Here is an 18,734-nt window from a genome sequence, read left to right on the forward strand (position 1 = left end):
TTTATGATAAAATTCATTAATAATGATTATGGAAATTTGCATTAAAATAAGAATATGCAAAACCATCAATCCACTGTTAAGAATAATGAATTTATTTTTTTCTTCGGAAATACTTTTCAGAAAATAGTATTTTTCGTTTGTCTTTTATTATGCTGCACTTCGTTCATAGAGCCGGGTTTAGCTTTGTTTCTGGGACTTATTATTGCTCAGCTGACCGGACATCCTTATATGAAGTACAATCATAAAGCTACCCATTTTTTGTTGCAGTTTTCCGTTGTTGGCCTGGGTTTCGGGATGAATGCCTACAGTGCAGTTGCTGCCGGAAAAGACGGAATTGTTTTTACCGTATTTTCCATTTTCAGCACATTGCTCTTAGGATGTTTTTTGGGTAAAATCTTTAAAACTGAAAATAAAACTTCCTTTCTCATCAACAGCGGAACGGCTATTTGTGGAGGTAGTGCTATTGCAGCCATCGCTCCGGTTATCAAAGCTAACGAAAAGCAGATTTCCGTAGCATTGGGGACAATTTTCATCCTTAATGCGATTGCATTATTTATTTTCCCCATGATTGGTCATTCGCTCAATCTTTCCCAGACGCAATTCGGAACTTGGTGCGCCATTGCCATTCATGATACAAGCTCGGTTGTAGGTGCAGCCAGCAAATATGGAAACAAAGCTTTGGAAGTAGCAACAACCATAAAATTAGCCCGAGCTTTATGGATCATTCCGCTGGCCTTTTTTGCAGGATTTATATTCAAAAATAAGAGTAAGAAAATAACCCCCCCTTATTTCATCGGTCTTTTTATTGTTGCAATGCTTTTGAACACCTACATTTCCGAATTGAAAATTATTACTCCTGCAATCGTCAGAATCGCTAAAACGGGATTAACATTAACTTTATTCTTAATCGGTGCGGAATTATCTAGGTCAGTCATAAAATCTGTCGGGGTAAAACCATTGTTGCAAGGCATCTTTTTATGGATTTTCATCGCAGGAATGGCTTTAATTGTCGTGAAATATATGTTTTAAAAAAAGCATTTGTTTTTCCCGTTGAAAAACAAATGCTTTTTTTAAAATTAGAGGACTAAGAAGTGTTTTTGGCATAATCTCTAGTTTCATATCTATTTTGATAGGCAAGTTCGGCTTTCAGAGTTTAAAAAAAACTCTCTGCTAAAGCATTGTCATAGCAATTCATTTTACTCATCAATTTTTATTTCATTTCAGGTATTCGTAATGTGCTTCGCAATTCAAATCTCAAAAACGATATACAAAGAGCGAACAGTTTAAACTACTCGCTCTTTGTATTTATTACAGTTGTGATATTATTTAGAAGCATAAACTTCTTTTAAAAATGCTTTTCCTGTAGTTGGTTTTCTGCCCAAAAGATCTTCCAGATCTGTTGTTTCAGCTGAAAATTCTTCTTGTTTAATCGCTTCGGCAATGCCTGCGAACATTCCTATGTATTGAGCTGGAACACCTGCTTTCGTTAAAGTTTCTACGTAAATATCTTGTGGAGGGCTGACATAGTTGATGTCTTTACCAACTATTTCACTTAATTCATGAGCGATTTCCTGTAATGATACACTTTCCGTATTGCTCAATGAGTAAACTTTATTGTCGTGACCTTTGCTTGTTAATACATTGGCAGTGGCTTCACACATATCATTACGCAAAACATACGCTGATTTTGAGTTTCCAGCGGGTAAAAATATTCCGGTTGTTAAAACGTCTTCTCCAAAAAACATCGGTAACAGATCCAGATAAAGATTATTTCTGAAAATGGTGTAAGTCAACCCACTTTCTTTAATTAATTCTTCTGTTTTGATATGCGATTTTGCAATGGAATAAATAGGTGAAGTTTCGGTATCGTTTTTTCTTTCAAAGCTGGTATATAATATATGTTTGACACCTGCCACTTTAGCTGCATTCACTACATTCTCCTGCTGTTTTTCGCGTTTTTCGATATCTGAGCTTGATACTAGCAATAACTTTTCAACACCTTTAAATGCCTCTACTAATCCTTCATAGTTATCATAATCGCCAATTCTTACGTTAATTCCTTTTGCTTTTAAGTCTTCAACTTTCTCTTCGTCTCTTACTAAAGCCGAAATACTTTGTGCCGTAAACCCTTTTTTCAATAGAAAGTCAATGGTCGCCTTTCCGTAATTTCCTGATGCTCCTGTTATTAAAATCATATTTTTAATTTTTTAAATATTGTTATACAAAGATATAGTACATTTGCTTCTTAAAATATAGCAGTATACTAAAGTATAGCGGTAAACATTTATTATTGAAAAAATGGAAAGTATAAAGAATTTCAAATCCTGTCCCGTTCAGTACGTACTACATATTAATGACACATTAAACGTAATTAGTGGAAAGTGGAAACTACCCATTATTGGTTCAATCCTTTTCGGCAAAAAGCGATTTACGGAAATACAGCGTAATATTTCTAAGATCACCCCCAGAATGTTAAGTAAAGAACTGAAAGAACTAGAGTTGAACGGAATGGTTATTCGAAAAGTTTATGATTCAACACCAGTGGCCGTAGAATATGAACTTTCTGAATCAGGAAAATTAATTACAGAGGTTCTGGATAAAATGATTGAATGGGGTATAGAACATAGAACATCTGTACTATCACGCACATAATCGGTGCTATTCACCTACCACTATTGGTAGATATAAGCTTAGATATAAGGATTTATGTAAAGATAAAAATCTCAAAAAACGATAGTTTGTACTTGGGATGATTTGGCTAATTTGAATAGGGCTAAATTTAGTTGCAAACCGCTGTATTGCCGAGACGTTAGCGCATATTTTCACACAACGCACTAAAATCAAAAAAAATACAAAAAGTGGTTTAAAAAAAGTCCTCTAAATCTTTCTCAACCAACCTTATTCCTACTTAAAACTTCAGACTTTTGCCAATCAAAATGCAACGTTTGCGAATGACTGCCTTTCCAAACGGCAAATCTAGTCCTGTAAAAAAAATGCTTCACTAAATATCTCAAGCGCAACGGTTGCATGAAAATAAAAATTAGCCACTGCATATTTTTGCGCTTTAAAATCAGAAAACAACAGTATCTCAACCTAAAAAATGCAATAAAACCCCCAAATTTGGCGTTCGTAACGCCAAGTATAACGTTTCTGACGCCAAATTTAGGGTCATTTTAATATTTTTTAGTATAAAATGGTTCTGCTTAAAAAATGTAGATGGATTTTTCAATTTTTAGTTTCAGTAATCAAACTATCAGAAAAGGTTTCTTCTAAATGTTGGCTGTATGCTTTCATATGTTCTACAATATTGGCATTTTTTATCACGTCATAAAAGTGGTAACTTTTTAAAGGAGTCATTCCTGTAAAAGCATTCATTTTATGAAAACCAAAAAAAGAACCTTCGTCAACTGATTTTTGATCGAAAAATTCTCCGGGAAGTGTAAAAGCGGTTGCTGGTGCATTCCAAGTGGTTGTGAGCATGTATTTTTTGCCCTGCAACATTCCGCCGGTTCCATAATTAATATCTGGGTTGCTGGAGCTTCTGCCGTCGTTTCTAAAAATTCCATTGTTGCCTCCTGCAGTAAAAACTTCGTCAATGTATTTCTTAAAGTTAAACGGAACCTGAAACCACCAAACTGGTGTGTGGTAAATAATAACATCAGCCCAAACAAATTTGTTGACTTCTTCTTCAGCTGTGTATCCGTTTTCTATTGTAGTGGTTTGAATTATTATATCTTCTGATTGATTAAAAAACTGTTGAGTAGTTTCAGTAATGGTGTTGTTGAATAATCCACCAGAAGTAGCAAAGCTTTGTCCTGCGTTTATGATAAATATCTTTTTCATAATTTTTTATAATGGCGCAAAGGTAGATTAGCTTTTGTTATTATTCAAATAGTATAATTTATACCTTTGTATTATAAATTTAATAGATATGGTCAATTTAGAATGGTATCGCACCTTTAAAACGATTTATAAAACAGGAACATTAACCAGTGCTGCTGAGGCTTTGTTTATTTCGCAACCCGGTGTGAGTGTGCATTTAAGTTCCCTGGAAAGTTATGTAGGTTATAAACTTTTTGAGAGAACAGGACGTAAAATGATTCCAACCGAGAGAGGAAAAATTTTATACAATGCTATTATTGAAGGATTGAAAACCCTGGAAGATGCCGAAAAAAATTTCCATAGAAGTACGGAGAAACATACCCCTACAATTAGTATTGGGATTTGTTTTGAGACTTTTCAAATCACATTGGAGCAATACATTTCGAGTTTGCCCTTTAATGTGATTATTCGTTTTGGTGATTATAGAGAAATGCTGGAAAATTTAGATAAAGGAATTTTAGACTTGATAATTTGCCCACAAAAGGAAAATTCAACTACTATTTCTTATGAAGCTTTTTCATCAGAAACTATTGTTTTAGTGGGAGGAAGCGAAGTGGATGATTCGGAATTTCAGCGATTGGTAAAACAAAAAAAATATATTGAAGCCGAGCATTATTTAAAAAGCCCCAAATGGTATGGAACCACTGGCGCCATGGAGAATCTTTTTCGTTTTTGGCAATTGAATTTTGGAAACTTTCCTGATTTCAGACCCAATTATATTGTTCCGAACTTGAACTCAATTGTCCGTTGTTTGAGTGGATCCAATGGATTAGCTGTTATTCCTGACTTTTTTTGCCAAAAAGAAATAGAAAGTGGTGCCGTAAAAGTGATTTGGGAAGGACATAAAAAACTTGAAAATACGCTCTACTTTGCCACTAGAAAAAAAACTTCATATGAGAAAGAGCTTGATTTAATTAAAGATTTGTTTAAAAAAGAAATGGTGTAAAATCAACATAACCCATTGTGTGGACCATGTTGATTTTTGTTTTTGCTGTTTTTTTTATTTCAACCGAGGGATCAGAAATTACTTTTAATGGGAAGAAATTACCTGGTATAACTGAAAGAATGAATACCTTACAACTGCGAAAGCTTGAAGAACATGAAATAATCAGCATGACTATTTATGCAGAAGTACAGCCGTGTAGAATATGAGCTCGCAGAAATTGGATACGCATTAAATCGGGTATCATGGATTTAGAAGTTTGGGGCATATAATAGGGTTAGGCTATATTCTTAAAACAGTATATGTATCTATTATTCAGTGGATGAAAGAGGATAGATTTTCACAGAAAATCTTGTTTTATTTTTTGGAATAACATAGCTTTAATGTGTATCCAATTTAATGTGTATCCAAAAAAATGTTTTGCAAATAATATATAAGAATGTGCTTTCAGCAATCACTATGCTTGTAGAAATATTTCTGTGTAAAATAATGGCTAAAAAGTACCTTTTATCGCTAATCTGCTTTTTGTTTTCCATTACTTAATCCGTCTCAGCTCAAAAAACATTAATTAATGTCAAAAAACGATGCAATATACATATTGATAAGATAAATACGAATTAAAGATCTTTAACCTATATTTATCTTGATAAATCTACCATAGTTTGAAAAAGCATATTTTAAATAGTTCGGTCCCACAATTTTCCTGTATAGAGATATTTAGGATAGAAGAATTACGTGCCGGTACATTCGATTATTATCAGCGGTTTAATTTCCATCAGCTGCTATGGAGTACGGAGACAGATGCCAATATCACTTTTAGTATTGACTTTAATGATTTTGAAGCGATTGGCTCCCAAGCCGTCGTCATTTACCCCTATCAGAATATTAAAATTGATCTGACTGATAAAAAAGGATATTTATTTTTAATTCACAATGATGTATTCTTTTGGATCAATCAGAAGATCGGATCAGATTACCTGAATGGTTTTTTTATCAATCAGTTGGTACCACTTAGCGGTGAAAATGCAATAACAATGAGAACCCTCGTTGATTTGCTTTTAAAAGAGTATAACAGGTACAATAGGGCTTTAATGATGGAAAGCTATATGTTTTCGATCTTATTTCATGTGTCAACTCTTTTTGATGACAGTCCAGCGGTCCGAGAATATTTGGACTATCCTGTTTTCGGGAAACTGATGAGTCTGATAGAAACACATTTTATTACGGAGAAAGGAGCAGCATTTTACGTCAAAAAGTTAAATATTTCAGCCAAAAAGCTTAATCAGATCTGCGAAAGTATCACGAACAAGAAGATAAAGTATCTGATCCAGGATCGCATCATTTTGGAAATCCGTAAAGAACTGCATCTCGGCAAAAAGACTGTAAAGGAAATAGCATACGAGTTGGGGTTTACCGAACCCTCTTATCTTACACGTTTTACAAAAAAACATACCGGCCTAACGCCTAAAGAATTCCAAAAGCAGTAATGTCCTTTTATTTAGCTAAAAAGTGTACTTCTGCCACCTCTCAATTACTCTACATTTGTACGGTAAAGTAATAGTAATGGGAAACTACATATCGATAAAGAATCATAGTTTTCACATCTAATAATTTTTGAAAATATGAAAAAAAATTCTTTAGTTACCTATTTGAAGAGAAAGCGTGTACTCTTTATCGTAATAGGTATTGCTCTGATTTCAGGGACATTAGTTTTAGCCTTTGCTTATACAGCAGGACTTTTTGGCGGACGCATTACCAGCGAAACATTTTTACAGGACACTCCCAAAACATATCCGGCAGGTTACCGTCGGGCCCACGGAAAGGGAATCTGTTTTGAAGGTACTTTCCGCGCCTCAGGTCAAGCAGTACCATATTCTATAGCAAGGGTTTTTGCGCAGCAAAATGTTCCGGTTATAGGCCGCTTTTCACTGGGCAGTCCCGATCCCTATGCGCCTGATAATTCCACCCGAACAGTAAGTATGGCCGCGATGCTGACTGCTGATGACGGAGAACAATGGCGGATGAAGCTTAACAATGAACCTTTTTTTGCTACCCGTGATGCAGAAGGTTTTCTAAAGCAAATGGAGGCATATAAGCCTACTTCGGCTACGGGCATTCCAGATCCAGCACGAGTTGCAGCTTTTTTAAAAGAATATCCAGAAGCACAGAAATATGTAGAATGGGATGCTACAGCACCTTGGACCCGCAGTTTTGCAGGAGCACAATACAATGTTATTAATTCGTTTATCCTGATTGATGCAAAGGGCAAAAAGCAGGCGGTACGCTGGTCTATGGTCCCACACGCACCGTTCACTTCATGGAGTGTCAGTCAGTGTGAAGAGGCCAGCCACGACTTCCTGTTTGAAGATTTGAAGAAGCGTCTTGAAAAAGGGTCGTTATACTGGGATCTCGTGCTGACTTTGGCCGAACCAGGCGATCCGGTAAATGACCCTTCACAGGTTTGGCCGGAAAACCGAAGACAGATCGTGGCCGGCACCTTGGAAGTATCCCATGTTTTTGACCAGACGAAGGGTGGTTGCAGGGATGTTAATTTCGATCCTACGCGCGTCCCAAAGGGAATTACCCTTTCGGATGATCCGGTTCTGGCAGCCCGTGCCGGTATTTATTCTCATTCGCACAGCGATCGGGTACGCGAGATCGGTTATGGTAAGGCTACGGATGCAGTAGGCAAACCTCAAAAAGAAACATTACGAAATAAGTAATCATGGCTAAAAATAAAAAGATACCTGCGGCTTCACCAACGCATTTCAATGTAACTGCCCGTATATTGCACTGGCTGATGGCATCGATGATACTTACCATGATCTTCGTCGGGTTGGGAATGATGACATCCCTAAGGTGGAGACCGTGGTTGCTGGATCTCCATATTCCGTTAGGTACAGCTATTCTATTATTGGTCATCATCCGTTTGATAAACAGGTTAAGTTTTTCAGTACCAAAAATGCCTGCGAGCATTTCAAATTTTCAGGCAAAAGCGGCGGCAGGACTCCATTGGCTCATGTATGGTATGATGGTGGCTTTGCCAATAACAGGATGGGCACAATTGTCTGCTGGAGGGTTTTTGGTAAAGGTCGTTCCCGGTTTAAATCTGCCCCCAATCCTTCCACAGAATCCATTTTTATTTGCGTTGATGCATGACGCGCACAAAGTGATGGCCTGGATGTTTTTCTTGATGATCATAGGACATCTTTCCGCAGCATTATTACATGCCTGGGTATATCGAGACGGGCTTTTTTCCAGTATTACGTGGACAAGAAAAATAATTAATAAATCTGAAAATCTCCTGCCGGATGAACAGAATAATGATAAAAATAATGTGGGGAATGAAAGGCTTATGTAAATTATTAACTCTACACTTTATTAGTTCCGGATTGCAGTTTATACAACATTTTCATTTGAGATAGCTTTAATTTTTTTCCTTTAGCTGTGCATAATGTGAGTGAATTTCTTTATCAATGTTAGAATGAACTTGCATCTATTTTTGAGACAAATTTATATACCCCTTATCTCTATTCTTATTTATTTTAAGAAACAATTTTGAGCAGATTAACCCAATAGCTCTATTATTTTTTAAGATATCTTAAAAAATAATTCTTTTTATGTTCTCATCTTTATGTAAGATAAAAAGAAAACAATGATCGAGCAAATACCTCAACCCAAAGTATACCCTATTATAAAAAATGTTCTGGCGTTAGACGCGGATGCACCTGTGCAAAGCTTAATGCGGTTAGCTGATACCTATGGCAGCATATTTAAATTTCAGGTTGGAGATCAGACAGCAGTAGTAATTTCTGATCCGGACCTAGTAGCGGAAGTCTGTGACGAATCACGGTTTGACAAAAAAGTCCATAAGCCCCTTGAAAAAATAAGAGATTTTGGAGGTGATGGACTGTTTACAGCTTATACCGAAGAAAGCAACTGGGGGAAAGCACACCGGATTCTCGTTCCGGCATTCGGTCCGGGTGCCATTAAAACCATGTTTCCGCAAATGCTGGATATAGCGGAGCAATTGCTGGTTAAATGGGAAAGATTAGGACCGGAAACATCATTGGATGTGCCGGATAATATGACCAGGCTTACTCTGGATACCATAGCGCTTTGTGCATTTGATTTCCGTTTCAATAGTTTTTACAACGAAGAGATGCATCCTTTTGTAGGTGCTATGATCCATGCACTACAGGAAGCAAGTCATTACGTCAGACGTCTGCCCATCATCAACAGGCTTATGCTTATTACAAGGAGGAATTATGAACAGGAAATCAACCTGATGAATACCGTAGCAACTGATATTATTGCCAACCGCAGGAAATTACCCTCGGAGCAATGGCCTGATGACCTTCTGTCTTTGATGCTGCGAGGTAAAGATCCTTTATCAGGAGAAGGCCTCGATGACCGCAACATCAAGTATCAAATGTTGACTTTCCTTATTGCAGGACATGAGACAACCAGCGGTATGCTATCGTTTGCCATTCATCTTTTGTTGAAAAATCCTGATAAGCTAAAAAAAGCGCAGGCAGAAGTAGATAAAGTATTGGGAAATAACACACCTCGTTTTGAGCATCTTAGCCAGCTCAAATATATAGACCAGGTTCTAAAAGAGAGTCTCCGGTTATGGCCGACCGCTCCCCTATTCGGGCTTTATCCTTACGAAGACACCATAATCGGAGGCAAGTATGAAATTAAAAAAGAAGACGCAATTCTGGTCCTTTTGCCTTCTCTGCACCGAAGCAGTAAATCCTGGAAAGGCGATGTAGAAGCTTTTGAACCTGAAAGGTTTGATACTGAAAACACCAACAAGATGTCACCCGGAAGTTATAAACCTTTTGGGAATGGTCAACGCGCCTGCATTGGCCGTCCGTTTGCGATGCAGGAAGCTACCCTTGTACTGGCAATGATCCTTCAGCGGTTTGACTTACATGAAACCGATCCCAGCTACCAGCTAAAGATAAAGGAGTCTCTAACACTGAAACCCGATGGCTTTTTTATCAAAGCTGTAAGACGTAAAGGAAAAGATATTGATCCTGCTGCTACCCGTAATGATTCCAAGCATATTATAGCAGAACCTGAAGTTGAATCAAAACTTCCGGCGCATCACACTCCATTATTGGTTTTATTTGGTTCCAATAGCGGAACGTGTCAGGATTTTGCCTACCGGATCACAAAAGACGGAAACGCACAAGGCTACGATACCAAAATGGCTACTCTGGACAGCTTTACGGAAAATCTTCCAACAACCGGAGCAGTGATTATTATAACCGCATCTTACGAAGGGCTGCCACCTGATAATGCCAAAAAATTTGTCAGCTGGCTGAAATCCAAGCAGGAAAATAGTTTACAAGGCGTTCAGTATGCTGTATTTGGGTGTGGGAATACCGATTGGAATAAGACATATCAGGCAATACCTACTTTCATAGACGATCGCTTACATGAGTTGGGGGCAAAACGGCTCATATCCCGTGGCGAAGCGGATGCAAAGCATGATCTGTTTGGAGATTTTGACAGATGGTACGAATCGCTTTGGCCGGATCTTGCCAATCATTTTTCTTTACAGGTAAATACAATAAAAGAGGCAGGCAGCTATGTAATAGAGGTCGTAAATGATGTAAGGTCAACTATTTTAAATGAACCCGACATGAAACGTGGCATTGTGATCGTTAATGAAGAACTGGTTGAAATGCAAGTACCAAATGCACGTTCAAAGCGACATCTGGAGATAGCATTACCAGACGGTATGACCTATCGAAGTGGTGATTATCTGTCTGTATTGCCGCTAAATCCGGAAGATAAGGTTACAGCCTTATTGAAAAGATTTCATTTAGATTATGATACACAGGTTATTGTCAAGACGGACAATATAAACACACCACTCCCTAATGGTTATCCCGTCAAAGCGGGCGATCTGATCAGCCAATATGTTGAACTGAACCAAGTAGCAACCCAAAAGCAGATTGATAAGTTAACCGCATATACACTATGCCCGCCGGAGAGAATAAGATTAGCCCAATATGCCAGCGATGAATCCTATAAAAGTGAGGTATTAAACAAAAGACTTAGCCTTACGGATCTTTTGCAGCTCAATCCTGCCTGCGAAGTGCAGTTCGAGGTATTCTTAGAAATGCTGCCTGCAATGAAGCCTCGCCGTTATTCTATTTCTTCATCTCCTTTATGGAATAAAAACCATTGTACGCTAACGGTAGCAGTAACAAATGCGCCGGCCTTTTCCGGTTTGGGAAATTATAAAGGTACAGCATCCGGTTATTTGGCTGACCTACCCGTTGGATCGGGAATTACTGTGAAAGTAAAGCCATCGCCAGAAGCCTTTCATCTTCCTGAGGATATTTCCCAGCCTTTAGTTATGATTGGTGCAGGTAGTGGCATAGCGCCTTTCAGAGGGTTTATCCAGGAGCGGGCCATTCAAAAAGCAAACGGGGAACCAGTAGGAGAAATGCTGCTCTTTTTCGGATGCCGTGCAGAAAATGTAGATTTCCTTTATAAGGACCAATTGCGAAACTGGGAAAGAGAAAATGTAGTCCGTGTCCTTCCTTCTTTTTCGACAATACCTGACATCGATACGCCATATGTACAGCACAGTGTCTGGAAACACAAGGAAGAGGTAAAACGGTTATTTCAAAACGGGGCAACTATTTATCTCTGTGGCGATGGCAAGTATATGGCTCCGGCAGTCCGAGAGACACTGATCAAAATTTATCAGGAGATAATCGACTCAGATTTCGAAACTTCATTAAAACATTGGGAAGAAAATGTTGAGAAAAACAACCGCTTTGTAACTGACATTTTTGAGTAAACAGAATGCACAGCCTGAACGATTTATTTCTTTAAAACCTGAGTGCACTGAACTATAAGTTGAGGAGATACTATGAAATATATTACCTTAGCGGAACAGATTATTGCTTCGGTACATTGTGAATATCAACCCTGCAGGATCAGACGCAGGGTTTATATTTTTCAATCACCGTATTTTCATATAGTAAATAAAAAAACAGATGAAACTGATTGACTATCTTAAAAAAAACGTTGGGCTACCCGGCGATCTGATTACCTTACTGGATCATCTTTTCGAAAAAGAGGATTTGCCGAAAGGCCATGAGCTGCTCGTGGAAGGAACTAATTCAAAGAAATTTTTTTTTGTTGAAAATGGTTTGATGCGGTTATATTATCTGAAAGACGGTAAAGATATTACCCATCATTTTCTTCAGGAGTGCTCAATTTATACGCCTATAGAAAATGTTTTTCTAAACCAATATTATCCTTACAACTTGGTACTGCTTGAAAACAGTGTTATTAGGACGGTTGATTATGCGGTGATCGAACAATATGTGGACACAGACCCCCAACTTCAGCGCTTATCACGTTTTCTGGCCGTGTCCGCTATCAAGCAGCTTTCAGATCAGCTCCATTCAATTAAATTTCAAACTGCGCAGGAACGGTATAATATTCTGCTTCAAAACTATCCCGGCATCCTCTTGCGTGTCCCTCTGGGGCATATTGCCTCCTATCTCGGGATTACCCAGCAGACACTTAGTGTCATCAGGGCAGAAAACGGAAAATAGTTTACAACTGCAAAGACCAAAAAATGCTGCAAAATGATATGATAAATCTTTAGATAATGGTCCTAAGACAGCAGCATAGTTTCAGCAAGCCTGCAAAATAAAAGATATAACACGGCCTTGAAATTGTAGCCATTTTCGAAACAGGATTGATATACATACTCCTTATACTACATTTAGATTGATTAGATATTAAATTTTTTCACCCTTTAATTTTCCAGTTTCAGCTCTTTAGTACATTATCGGATTTAATATTTTCCTTTCTTTGTATCAATGATCAAGAATGAGAGAAAAATATATCTATACAGTGCCTTATTGATTACTCTTGTGGTCAATTCAGCAAAACTGATGGCCCTTAATACCGATGGAATCATTGCGCGTTACTGGCAGTTCAATATCTGGGAATATGGTTTTCAGTTTATCTACAATATGATTTTCTGTCTGGTACTGCTGTATGTTAATCTCTCACGAGGTAAGCTTTTTAATGTATTCAGAGAAAACAGACAGTGGTTTAAACTATATGTATTCAACACCTTGATTGTGGTGACAGTCATTATGCTGGGAAGCCTTATCCATTCTTTACTATTTGGAGCCGTCCAACTTCCGGGAAACAGGATAAGAGGATATTTTGCACGCTTTTTACTCAGCAGTATAATGATTGCCGTAGTTATCCGTCTTATTCTTCTGATGCGTGAAAGCAGAAATAAAGACCTGATCAACGAACAGCTGCATACCGCATACCTTCAGGCCCAGCTGCAATTACTTCAGGAACAGTTAAATCCACATTTCCTTTTCAATACGCTGAGTAGCCTTTCTGCAATCGTAAGGGAAGATCCACGTCTTGCGCAAACGTATATTTTGCACCTGTCCAAAGTTTTCAGATATACATTGGTACACTCAGGCAACGAGCTGGTCTCCCTGGAAAAAGAACTTCAGCATCTGGAATCTTATATCCAGTTGGTGAAAATGCGGCTCGAAAATACCTTTCAGATTCAGATTAAAGCCAACGAAAGAATTTTAGGCAAACAGATTCTTCATTTGTCACTGCAACCCTTGGTAGAAAATGCCGTTAAACATAATAGAGCTACAATTTCAGATCCGTTAATGGTAGATATTTATGAAGAAAATGAATGGCTCATTATCCGAAACAATCTTCAGCTTACCATCAGTGAAACAGAAGGAACCGGACTTGGACTCGCCAATCTGAATGAAAGATACAAGTTACAAGCCCATCATGAGATAGAAATACATCAGACCAAAGAATATTTCATGGTAAAACTTCCGTTGTTATGACACAAAATCTACATATCATAATCATTGAGGACGAAGCGGCGACAGCAAGAAATCTGGAATATATCCTGCAAGAAATTAATCCGGATATTAAGATTATTGTAACATTACAAAGTATAACAGAATCAGTACAATGGCTGACGATTAATGGTAATGATTATGATCTGATATTTTCAGATATACGGCTTTCGGATGGATTGTCATTTGAAATATTCAGGCAAATAAACATCAAAAAGCCCGTCATTTTTGTTACGGCATATAATGATTATGCCATTGAAGCCTTTCGGAACAATGGTATTGATTATGTTTTAAAACCTTTTGACAGGGAAGAAATACAGCGGACAATGCTTAAATATAACACCCTTATTGCTGCTGATTTTAAGAGGGAACAAACCAAAACAGCAGCCCTTCTGCAACAGCTCCAGTCTGCAACGAAGCAGTATAAAAAATCATTCCTGATCCATTATTGTGGCAGGCTTATCCCCGTAGAAGCGGCTAAAATCAATTGGTTTTATACCGCTAACGAGATTGTATATTTACATACGGGAGATGGCAGGCAATACGTAACAGAATTTACATTGGAACAACTGGAATATGAACTGGATCCTACCCTGTTTTTCAGGGCTAACCGCCAGTTCATTATCAACAAAAATGCTATAGATACCGTTGAATATTTTTTTAATGGAAGACTGCTTGTCAAAATACATCCATTACCTCAGGAACAAGTGCTTGTCAGTAAAGCAAAAGCAATGCAATTTAGAAAATGGCTTGATCAATAATCATTTCACCCCGGAATTTAGCAGGTTCACCCTTTTTTATCTTAACAGAGGCAATAGGTATTGCTACATTTGTTTCATTAAAAACTAAAATTTTCCAAAATGCTTTTAAAACCAAAAAAACAATTGCTTCTTCTTGTAACAGCTTTTCTATGTATGGCATTTACAAGCTTATCGGCACAGACAAAAAAATTAAAGGATAGCACTCCGGAACAGCGTGCAAAGATGCAGACCGAGTGGATGAAAACTAAGTTAGCCTTAAATACTACGCAAGTCCAGCAGGTCTATACTCTTAACCTTCAATATGCTCAAAAGAATGACCCTGTTATTCAAAGTACTGAAGGCAAACGGGCTAAATTCAAAAAACTTAAAGCTTTACAGACAGAAAAATCTAATGCGCTCAGTCAAATTCTGGACGCAGGACAATATAAAAAATATCAGGAACTTAAAGATCAGATGGTTCAACATTTTAAAGAAAAAAGAAAATGAAAAAATTATTACATCCATGGATAATGATCATATTCATTACCTCTTCAGCATGCTCTCAGAGCAGTAGTAACGATAATGATGAAATGGCTTTACAGGCAATACAACGTAACATTCTTCAGGGACCTATACAAAAACCTACGTCAGGATATGGTGCAGATGGTAATTATGAAGTAGAAGAAGTTACTTTTAATAATCCTCAATATGCAGGAACGCAGGTTTCAATTTTCTATCCGAAAGGGATCACTTCTCCCAAGCCTACTATATTCTTCTCACACCCATTTGGCGGTGAGGATAAAGATTACAATATTGAGCTGTATAATTTTATTGCAAAGAAAGGCTATGCAGTGGTATTTGTACCCTACCGTACGATCGATATCAGTGTTGATCACCGCTACCAAACCTTATGGGAAGGATTCATAAAGGCTGCTGCAGATTATCCCAACATTATTGATACTCAAAAAGTAGGATTTATGGGACATTCTTTTGGCGGTGGAGCAAGCATCGATCTTGCGTACAAGGCATTTACAGAAAAAGGATGGGGACAGAATGGCCGTTTTCTTTTTACTATGGCACCGTGGTATTCTTTTAATTGGAACAGTCCATTAACCACCCAACAGCAATTGCATAGTTTTCCGTCCAATACCAAAATGATAACACAGGTGTATGACGAAGATGATGTAAATGATCATCGGATGGCAATTGATATCTTTAAAAACATCAATATAGCCAACTCTGAAAAAGATTTTATCTATTTTAAATCATCCACCATTAACGGATACAACTATATAACGGATCATGCTATGCCAAGCTCCCGCAGTGCCTTTGATGCATTAGATTATTATGGAGTCTACCGTCTTTTAGATGCTATGATGGATTACAGTTTCAATGGAAATACCAATGCTAAAAATGTAGCTTTAGGTAATGGCTCCACTGCACAAATTACCATGCCTTCTTACAACGGACAATCTATGACTCCACTTGAAGTCACAGACAATCCTACCCCGAAATATCTGCAAGGTAAATATCAGTTTCCATGCGGAAGCAGTACTAATCCAAGAGGAAGCTACTGCAATTAATATATAACAACATCTTACTAATTGACAGCAAAAAGGAATCTAAAAAGGCTTTCACCATAAAAATGGGAGAGCCTTTTTTTAATTCAAAAAATAGGTCTCATTAATTTAAAATATATAGTTGATTATTCAGTTCTAAGAAAAGAAAGGCAACAATATATTTTAATGTACCAATCTAATTATAAAAGACTTTTTGTAGTTGTTTCCTTTGTTAGGACAAAATTCTTATACTCTTTATCTTTAAGAGTATAATCATTTGGAAAACGCATCACAAAGAAGGTGAGCTTACTATGCGAAAACAAATTCCTTCCGATTCTTATAAGAGTTACTATGACTTCGCAAGGAACTTGGGAAACCTACCAAACGAGCAGAAAGAAGAGCTTATTTGATCTTCAGAGATCTTTAGCCATGGTAGATATGCAAGCCTTTGAATAGCCATAGAAACCAAATGAAATGGTTGGGCAGAGCCAATCGGAAACCTCATACAGGGACCTTAAAACAATCGAAGATCCTGATGATATTATCTTTGATTTTAAGGAAGTATTATTATTGACCGTAGCCATATTCGTATAGTGTCAGTATATGTAGGTGACCAGGGCCGAAAAACATCTGACACCTTTAATGAAAGACGTTCTGTTAATATCACCCGGGAATTAGAGAAAAAATATGGACTGCTGCCGACAACAGTAAAGGAGCATCAACAAAATGAAATGATATTCAGGGCTGTAGATTATATCAAAGCTGATGTAAAAAGCCAGATCGCTTCAGTAATACGGCATCTTCCAAACTACTATAAGTTTCAAAGTATAGGCGAATACAATGCCCTGATATCTCTTTTTAATATCACCACCGAAGTGGTAAAAGGCGAGATTGATGGAGTACAAAAACATGGACTGGTTTACTTCGCTTTAAATAAAAAAGGAGATAAAAGCAGTAATCCTTTGAAGGCTTAGCTATTTAGACCTCAAAGAAGACCCTGCAAACGCTATAATTAAAAATGCCATTGAGCTTTCCATCCATACAGCCAAGGACGAAATCATTTTCAGTAAACAATTGCAGAAGCAGGGGATCAGTACCGTTGTTCGTCGTAATGGGACAGGACGTATTTACGGAATCACTTTTATTGATCACAATTCTAAAACAGTTTGGAACGGATCGCGCTTAGGCAAAGAATTTTCGGCTAATGCTTTTAATGACTTGTGGAACCATCAAAAACAAACAAAATATAAAACTAAAAACAACTCGAAAAATATAAAAGCCCACAAAAAATACACCAGAGACACTTCTGAAAAGCTGCATAAGCTGTTGGACTTCCTCAATAAAACAAAAGATTCATATGCCAAAAATGTAATAAATCATCGCTCCTTATCATAATTCCGAGAAAAATTGATGAAATATAATTAGGACGCATACAATGTAATACATAATATTATCGTTAATTTAACTCTAAATTAAACTAATTATTATGCTATATCCTGTTAGAGATAGCCCTGATAGTTTGGTCCAATGCCTATTTAAGGATTTATAAAAATAAATATATACTTAACTAATTATGAAAATAACATTAAAAAATATAGCATCAAACTCCTCAAATCAAATGAAAAATAATGATCAGCTTCATTTTAAAATCTTTTTTAGTATTGGGCTTATCATACTTCTATTCTCTTCTTGTAGTGATGACAAGTCTGATGAAATCCCAGCAGATATAAATACATTAGCATGCAAAAACAGGCCTAACAAGATATCTTTCGGTGATGACACCAGTACAATCATCTATAATATGCAAGACAAGCCAATAGAAATAACGACCAAAGAATATAACCAAGCTGCTCCTACAGAACAGCCCGTAACTACAGTTTTTAAAATAGATTATAATGCGCAGGGAAATGTTAATAAGGTATCAAAATTTGTAGCTAATCACCTGGAATCATCCTACGGATTGGAATATAATTCCGGCGGAAAATTAATAAAACAATCAGAATTCAATGGCCAGGGTGCATTAGTTGCATCAACTACTTCACAGTATGATGGCAATGTATTGATGAGCATAGCTACACATAAAGAAGGTAATTCGGTAGATGTGACAACTATTTATCAATATGCAGATGGTAATCTAATCAAAAAATCAATTCAGAACCTTTATGACCTTGATTCACAAGAGTATTATAATGCAGACTACACCTACACTTATTTCCTGGACAGGGAAAGCAAAATAAAGACTTACTTCGAAGGCCCTTTAGGATTGCTTTTTATATCAAAACTTTCAAATCAGCAATCGTTGCAGTATCTTCCCAACCGTGCTGACTACCAATTGTACTTTGCCAAAGAGACCCCTTCTGAAAAGAAGATGCTGAAGAATATAGAAATTATAGCACATCGTTATACAACACATGATACCACAAACATTAAATATTCGTACGAATATGATAGTGACGGATTTCCAACTGTGCAGAGGGGTACCTATAAGAATATTACCCGACGCTATGTACCAACTCCATTTGGTGGTTCTGTATTTCTCGTTACCCCCCATAATAACACTTATGAAAGGAATACTAACTATTACTGTAACTAATCAAAAAACAATCCTTATTTAAAGCTTTTACGAGCAATAACAAAATCTGCCGGTAATTTTCAACGCCAACGGAAGCCTTTCATTCTATCTAAATGTCATATCGTTTTCATCTTTAAACTG

18 protein-coding genes are annotated in these 18,734 nt (G+C 37.2%); 16 read left to right on the forward strand and 2 right to left on the reverse strand.

The features are described from left to right. The first annotated feature begins 54 nt into the window (after window positions 1-54). On the forward strand, window positions 55-1,029 hold the full coding sequence (locus IX38_RS12215) for a YeiH family protein (RefSeq protein ID WP_034705356.1): 975 nt from the start codon (window positions 55-57) through the stop codon (window positions 1,027-1,029). Window positions 1,030-1,322: 293 nt separating this feature from the next. Here the strand turns inward: IX38_RS12215 and IX38_RS12220 are convergent, their stop codons facing one another. Continuing rightward, the gene (locus tag IX38_RS12220; RefSeq protein ID WP_034705360.1) at window positions 1,323-2,195 is read right to left on the reverse strand and encodes an SDR family oxidoreductase; all 873 of its coding nucleotides are present in this window, start codon (window positions 2,193-2,195) and stop codon (window positions 1,323-1,325) included. Between the two features lie 103 nt (window positions 2,196-2,298). On the opposite strand from IX38_RS12220, the gene IX38_RS12225 reads away from it, so the two are divergent. Beyond that, window positions 2,299-2,652 (forward strand): winged helix-turn-helix transcriptional regulator, encoded by a 354-nt coding sequence (locus tag IX38_RS12225; protein ID WP_034705363.1) that lies wholly within the window; start codon window positions 2,299-2,301, stop codon window positions 2,650-2,652. Between the two features lie 573 nt (window positions 2,653-3,225). Here the strand turns inward: IX38_RS12225 and IX38_RS12230 are convergent. Next, entirely contained in the window at window positions 3,226-3,843 is a 618-nt protein-coding gene (locus IX38_RS12230; protein WP_034705364.1) for an NAD(P)H-dependent oxidoreductase, read from the reverse strand. Window positions 3,844-3,931: 88 nt separating this feature from the next. Between IX38_RS12230 and IX38_RS12235 the strand changes: the two genes are divergently transcribed. The 14 genes from IX38_RS12235 to IX38_RS12295 all read left to right on the forward strand — a co-directional run bounded on the left by IX38_RS12235 (window position 3,932) and on the right by IX38_RS12295 (window position 18,614). Next, complete coding sequence (locus IX38_RS12235) at window positions 3,932-4,828, forward strand: LysR family transcriptional regulator (RefSeq protein WP_034705367.1); 897 nt, start codon at window positions 3,932-3,934, stop codon at window positions 4,826-4,828. A gap of 26 nt (window positions 4,829-4,854) precedes the next feature. After that, window positions 4,855-5,034 carry a winged helix-turn-helix transcriptional regulator gene (locus tag IX38_RS21970; RefSeq protein ID WP_051884692.1) on the forward strand — a complete coding sequence of 60 codons (180 nt, stop codon included), beginning with the start codon at window positions 4,855-4,857 and terminating at the stop codon, window positions 5,032-5,034. A 453-nt stretch (window positions 5,035-5,487) separates the two neighbouring features. Beyond that, a complete protein-coding gene (locus IX38_RS12245; RefSeq protein WP_034705368.1) occupies window positions 5,488-6,312 on the forward strand; it encodes a helix-turn-helix domain-containing protein in 825 nt (274 codons plus the stop codon). Between the two features lie 135 nt (window positions 6,313-6,447). Next, on the forward strand, window positions 6,448-7,548 hold the full coding sequence (locus IX38_RS12250) for a catalase family peroxidase (RefSeq protein WP_051884694.1): 1,101 nt from the start codon (window positions 6,448-6,450) through the stop codon (window positions 7,546-7,548). A 2-nt stretch (window positions 7,549-7,550) separates the two neighbouring features. Then, the gene (locus IX38_RS12255; protein WP_034705370.1) at window positions 7,551-8,186 is read left to right on the forward strand and encodes a cytochrome b; all 636 of its coding nucleotides are present in this window, start codon (window positions 7,551-7,553) and stop codon (window positions 8,184-8,186) included. A gap of 294 nt (window positions 8,187-8,480) precedes the next feature. Beyond that, complete coding sequence (locus IX38_RS12260) at window positions 8,481-11,651, forward strand: bifunctional cytochrome P450/NADPH--P450 reductase (protein ID WP_034705372.1); 3,171 nt, start codon at window positions 8,481-8,483, stop codon at window positions 11,649-11,651. A gap of 199 nt (window positions 11,652-11,850) precedes the next feature. Continuing rightward, on the forward strand, window positions 11,851-12,417 hold the full coding sequence (locus IX38_RS12265) for a Crp/Fnr family transcriptional regulator (protein ID WP_034705374.1): 567 nt from the start codon (window positions 11,851-11,853) through the stop codon (window positions 12,415-12,417). A gap of 270 nt (window positions 12,418-12,687) precedes the next feature. After that, a complete protein-coding gene (locus IX38_RS12270; protein WP_034705376.1) occupies window positions 12,688-13,707 on the forward strand; it encodes a sensor histidine kinase in 1,020 nt (339 codons plus the stop codon). Then, window positions 13,704-14,483, forward strand: coding sequence for a LytR/AlgR family response regulator transcription factor (locus tag IX38_RS12275; RefSeq protein ID WP_034705378.1), 780 nt, complete (start codon window positions 13,704-13,706; stop codon window positions 14,481-14,483). The genes IX38_RS12270 and IX38_RS12275 overlap by 4 nt, the downstream gene beginning before the upstream one ends. Window positions 14,484-14,582: 99 nt before the next feature. After that, on the forward strand, window positions 14,583-14,969 hold the full coding sequence (locus IX38_RS12280; protein WP_034705382.1) for a hypothetical protein: 387 nt from the start codon (window positions 14,583-14,585) through the stop codon (window positions 14,967-14,969). Further along, window positions 14,966-16,045, forward strand: a complete 1,080-nt coding sequence (locus IX38_RS12285; protein WP_034705385.1) for an alpha/beta hydrolase family protein — start codon at window positions 14,966-14,968, stop codon at window positions 16,043-16,045. Before IX38_RS12280 ends, IX38_RS12285 begins: the two co-directional genes overlap by 4 nt. Window positions 16,046-16,614: 569 nt before the next feature. After that, window positions 16,615-16,995, forward strand: a complete 381-nt coding sequence (locus IX38_RS21975) for a hypothetical protein (RefSeq protein ID WP_051884696.1) — start codon at window positions 16,615-16,617, stop codon at window positions 16,993-16,995. A gap of 100 nt (window positions 16,996-17,095) precedes the next feature. Beyond that, on the forward strand, window positions 17,096-17,416 hold the full coding sequence (locus tag IX38_RS21980; RefSeq protein WP_051884698.1) for a hypothetical protein: 321 nt from the start codon (window positions 17,096-17,098) through the stop codon (window positions 17,414-17,416). A gap of 223 nt (window positions 17,417-17,639) precedes the next feature. Further along, window positions 17,640-18,614: a hypothetical protein gene (locus IX38_RS12295; RefSeq protein ID WP_131368678.1), complete on the forward strand. Its 975-nt coding sequence runs from the start codon at window positions 17,640-17,642 to the stop codon at window positions 18,612-18,614. Window positions 18,615-18,734: the final 120 nt, after the last annotated feature.

Origin of the sequence: Chryseobacterium luteum (assembly GCF_000737785.1) — a bacterium.
Classification (GTDB): Bacteria; Bacteroidota; Bacteroidia; order Flavobacteriales; family Weeksellaceae; genus Chryseobacterium; species Chryseobacterium luteum.

Coding starts and splice junctions, on each gene's coding strand:
- IX38_RS12295 (WP_131368678.1), top strand. CDS start 17,640: ATGAAAAATAATGATCAGCTTCATTTTAAAATCTTTTTTAGTATTGGG.
- IX38_RS12280 (WP_034705382.1), top strand. CDS start 14,583: ATGCTTTTAAAACCAAAAAAACAATTGCTTCTTCTTGTAACAGCTTTT.
- IX38_RS12250 (WP_051884694.1), top strand. CDS start 6,448: ATGAAAAAAAATTCTTTAGTTACCTATTTGAAGAGAAAGCGTGTACTC.
- IX38_RS12260 (WP_034705372.1), top strand. CDS start 8,481: ATGATCGAGCAAATACCTCAACCCAAAGTATACCCTATTATAAAAAAT.
- IX38_RS12220 (WP_034705360.1), bottom strand. CDS start 2,195: ATGATTTTAATAACAGGAGCATCAGGAAATTACGGAAAGGCGACCATT.
- IX38_RS12285 (WP_034705385.1), top strand. CDS start 14,966: ATGAAAAAATTATTACATCCATGGATAATGATCATATTCATTACCTCT.
- IX38_RS12225 (WP_034705363.1), top strand. CDS start 2,299: ATGGAAAGTATAAAGAATTTCAAATCCTGTCCCGTTCAGTACGTACTA.
- IX38_RS12235 (WP_034705367.1), top strand. CDS start 3,932: ATGGTCAATTTAGAATGGTATCGCACCTTTAAAACGATTTATAAAACA.
- IX38_RS12275 (WP_034705378.1), top strand. CDS start 13,704: ATGACACAAAATCTACATATCATAATCATTGAGGACGAAGCGGCGACA.
- IX38_RS12230 (WP_034705364.1), bottom strand. CDS start 3,843: ATGAAAAAGATATTTATCATAAACGCAGGACAAAGCTTTGCTACTTCT.
- IX38_RS12270 (WP_034705376.1), top strand. CDS start 12,688: ATGATCAAGAATGAGAGAAAAATATATCTATACAGTGCCTTATTGATT.
- IX38_RS12255 (WP_034705370.1), top strand. CDS start 7,551: ATGGCTAAAAATAAAAAGATACCTGCGGCTTCACCAACGCATTTCAAT.
- IX38_RS21970 (WP_051884692.1), top strand. CDS start 4,855: ATGTTGATTTTTGTTTTTGCTGTTTTTTTTATTTCAACCGAGGGATCA.
- IX38_RS12215 (WP_034705356.1), top strand. CDS start 55: ATGCAAAACCATCAATCCACTGTTAAGAATAATGAATTTATTTTTTTC.
- IX38_RS12265 (WP_034705374.1), top strand. CDS start 11,851: ATGAAACTGATTGACTATCTTAAAAAAAACGTTGGGCTACCCGGCGAT.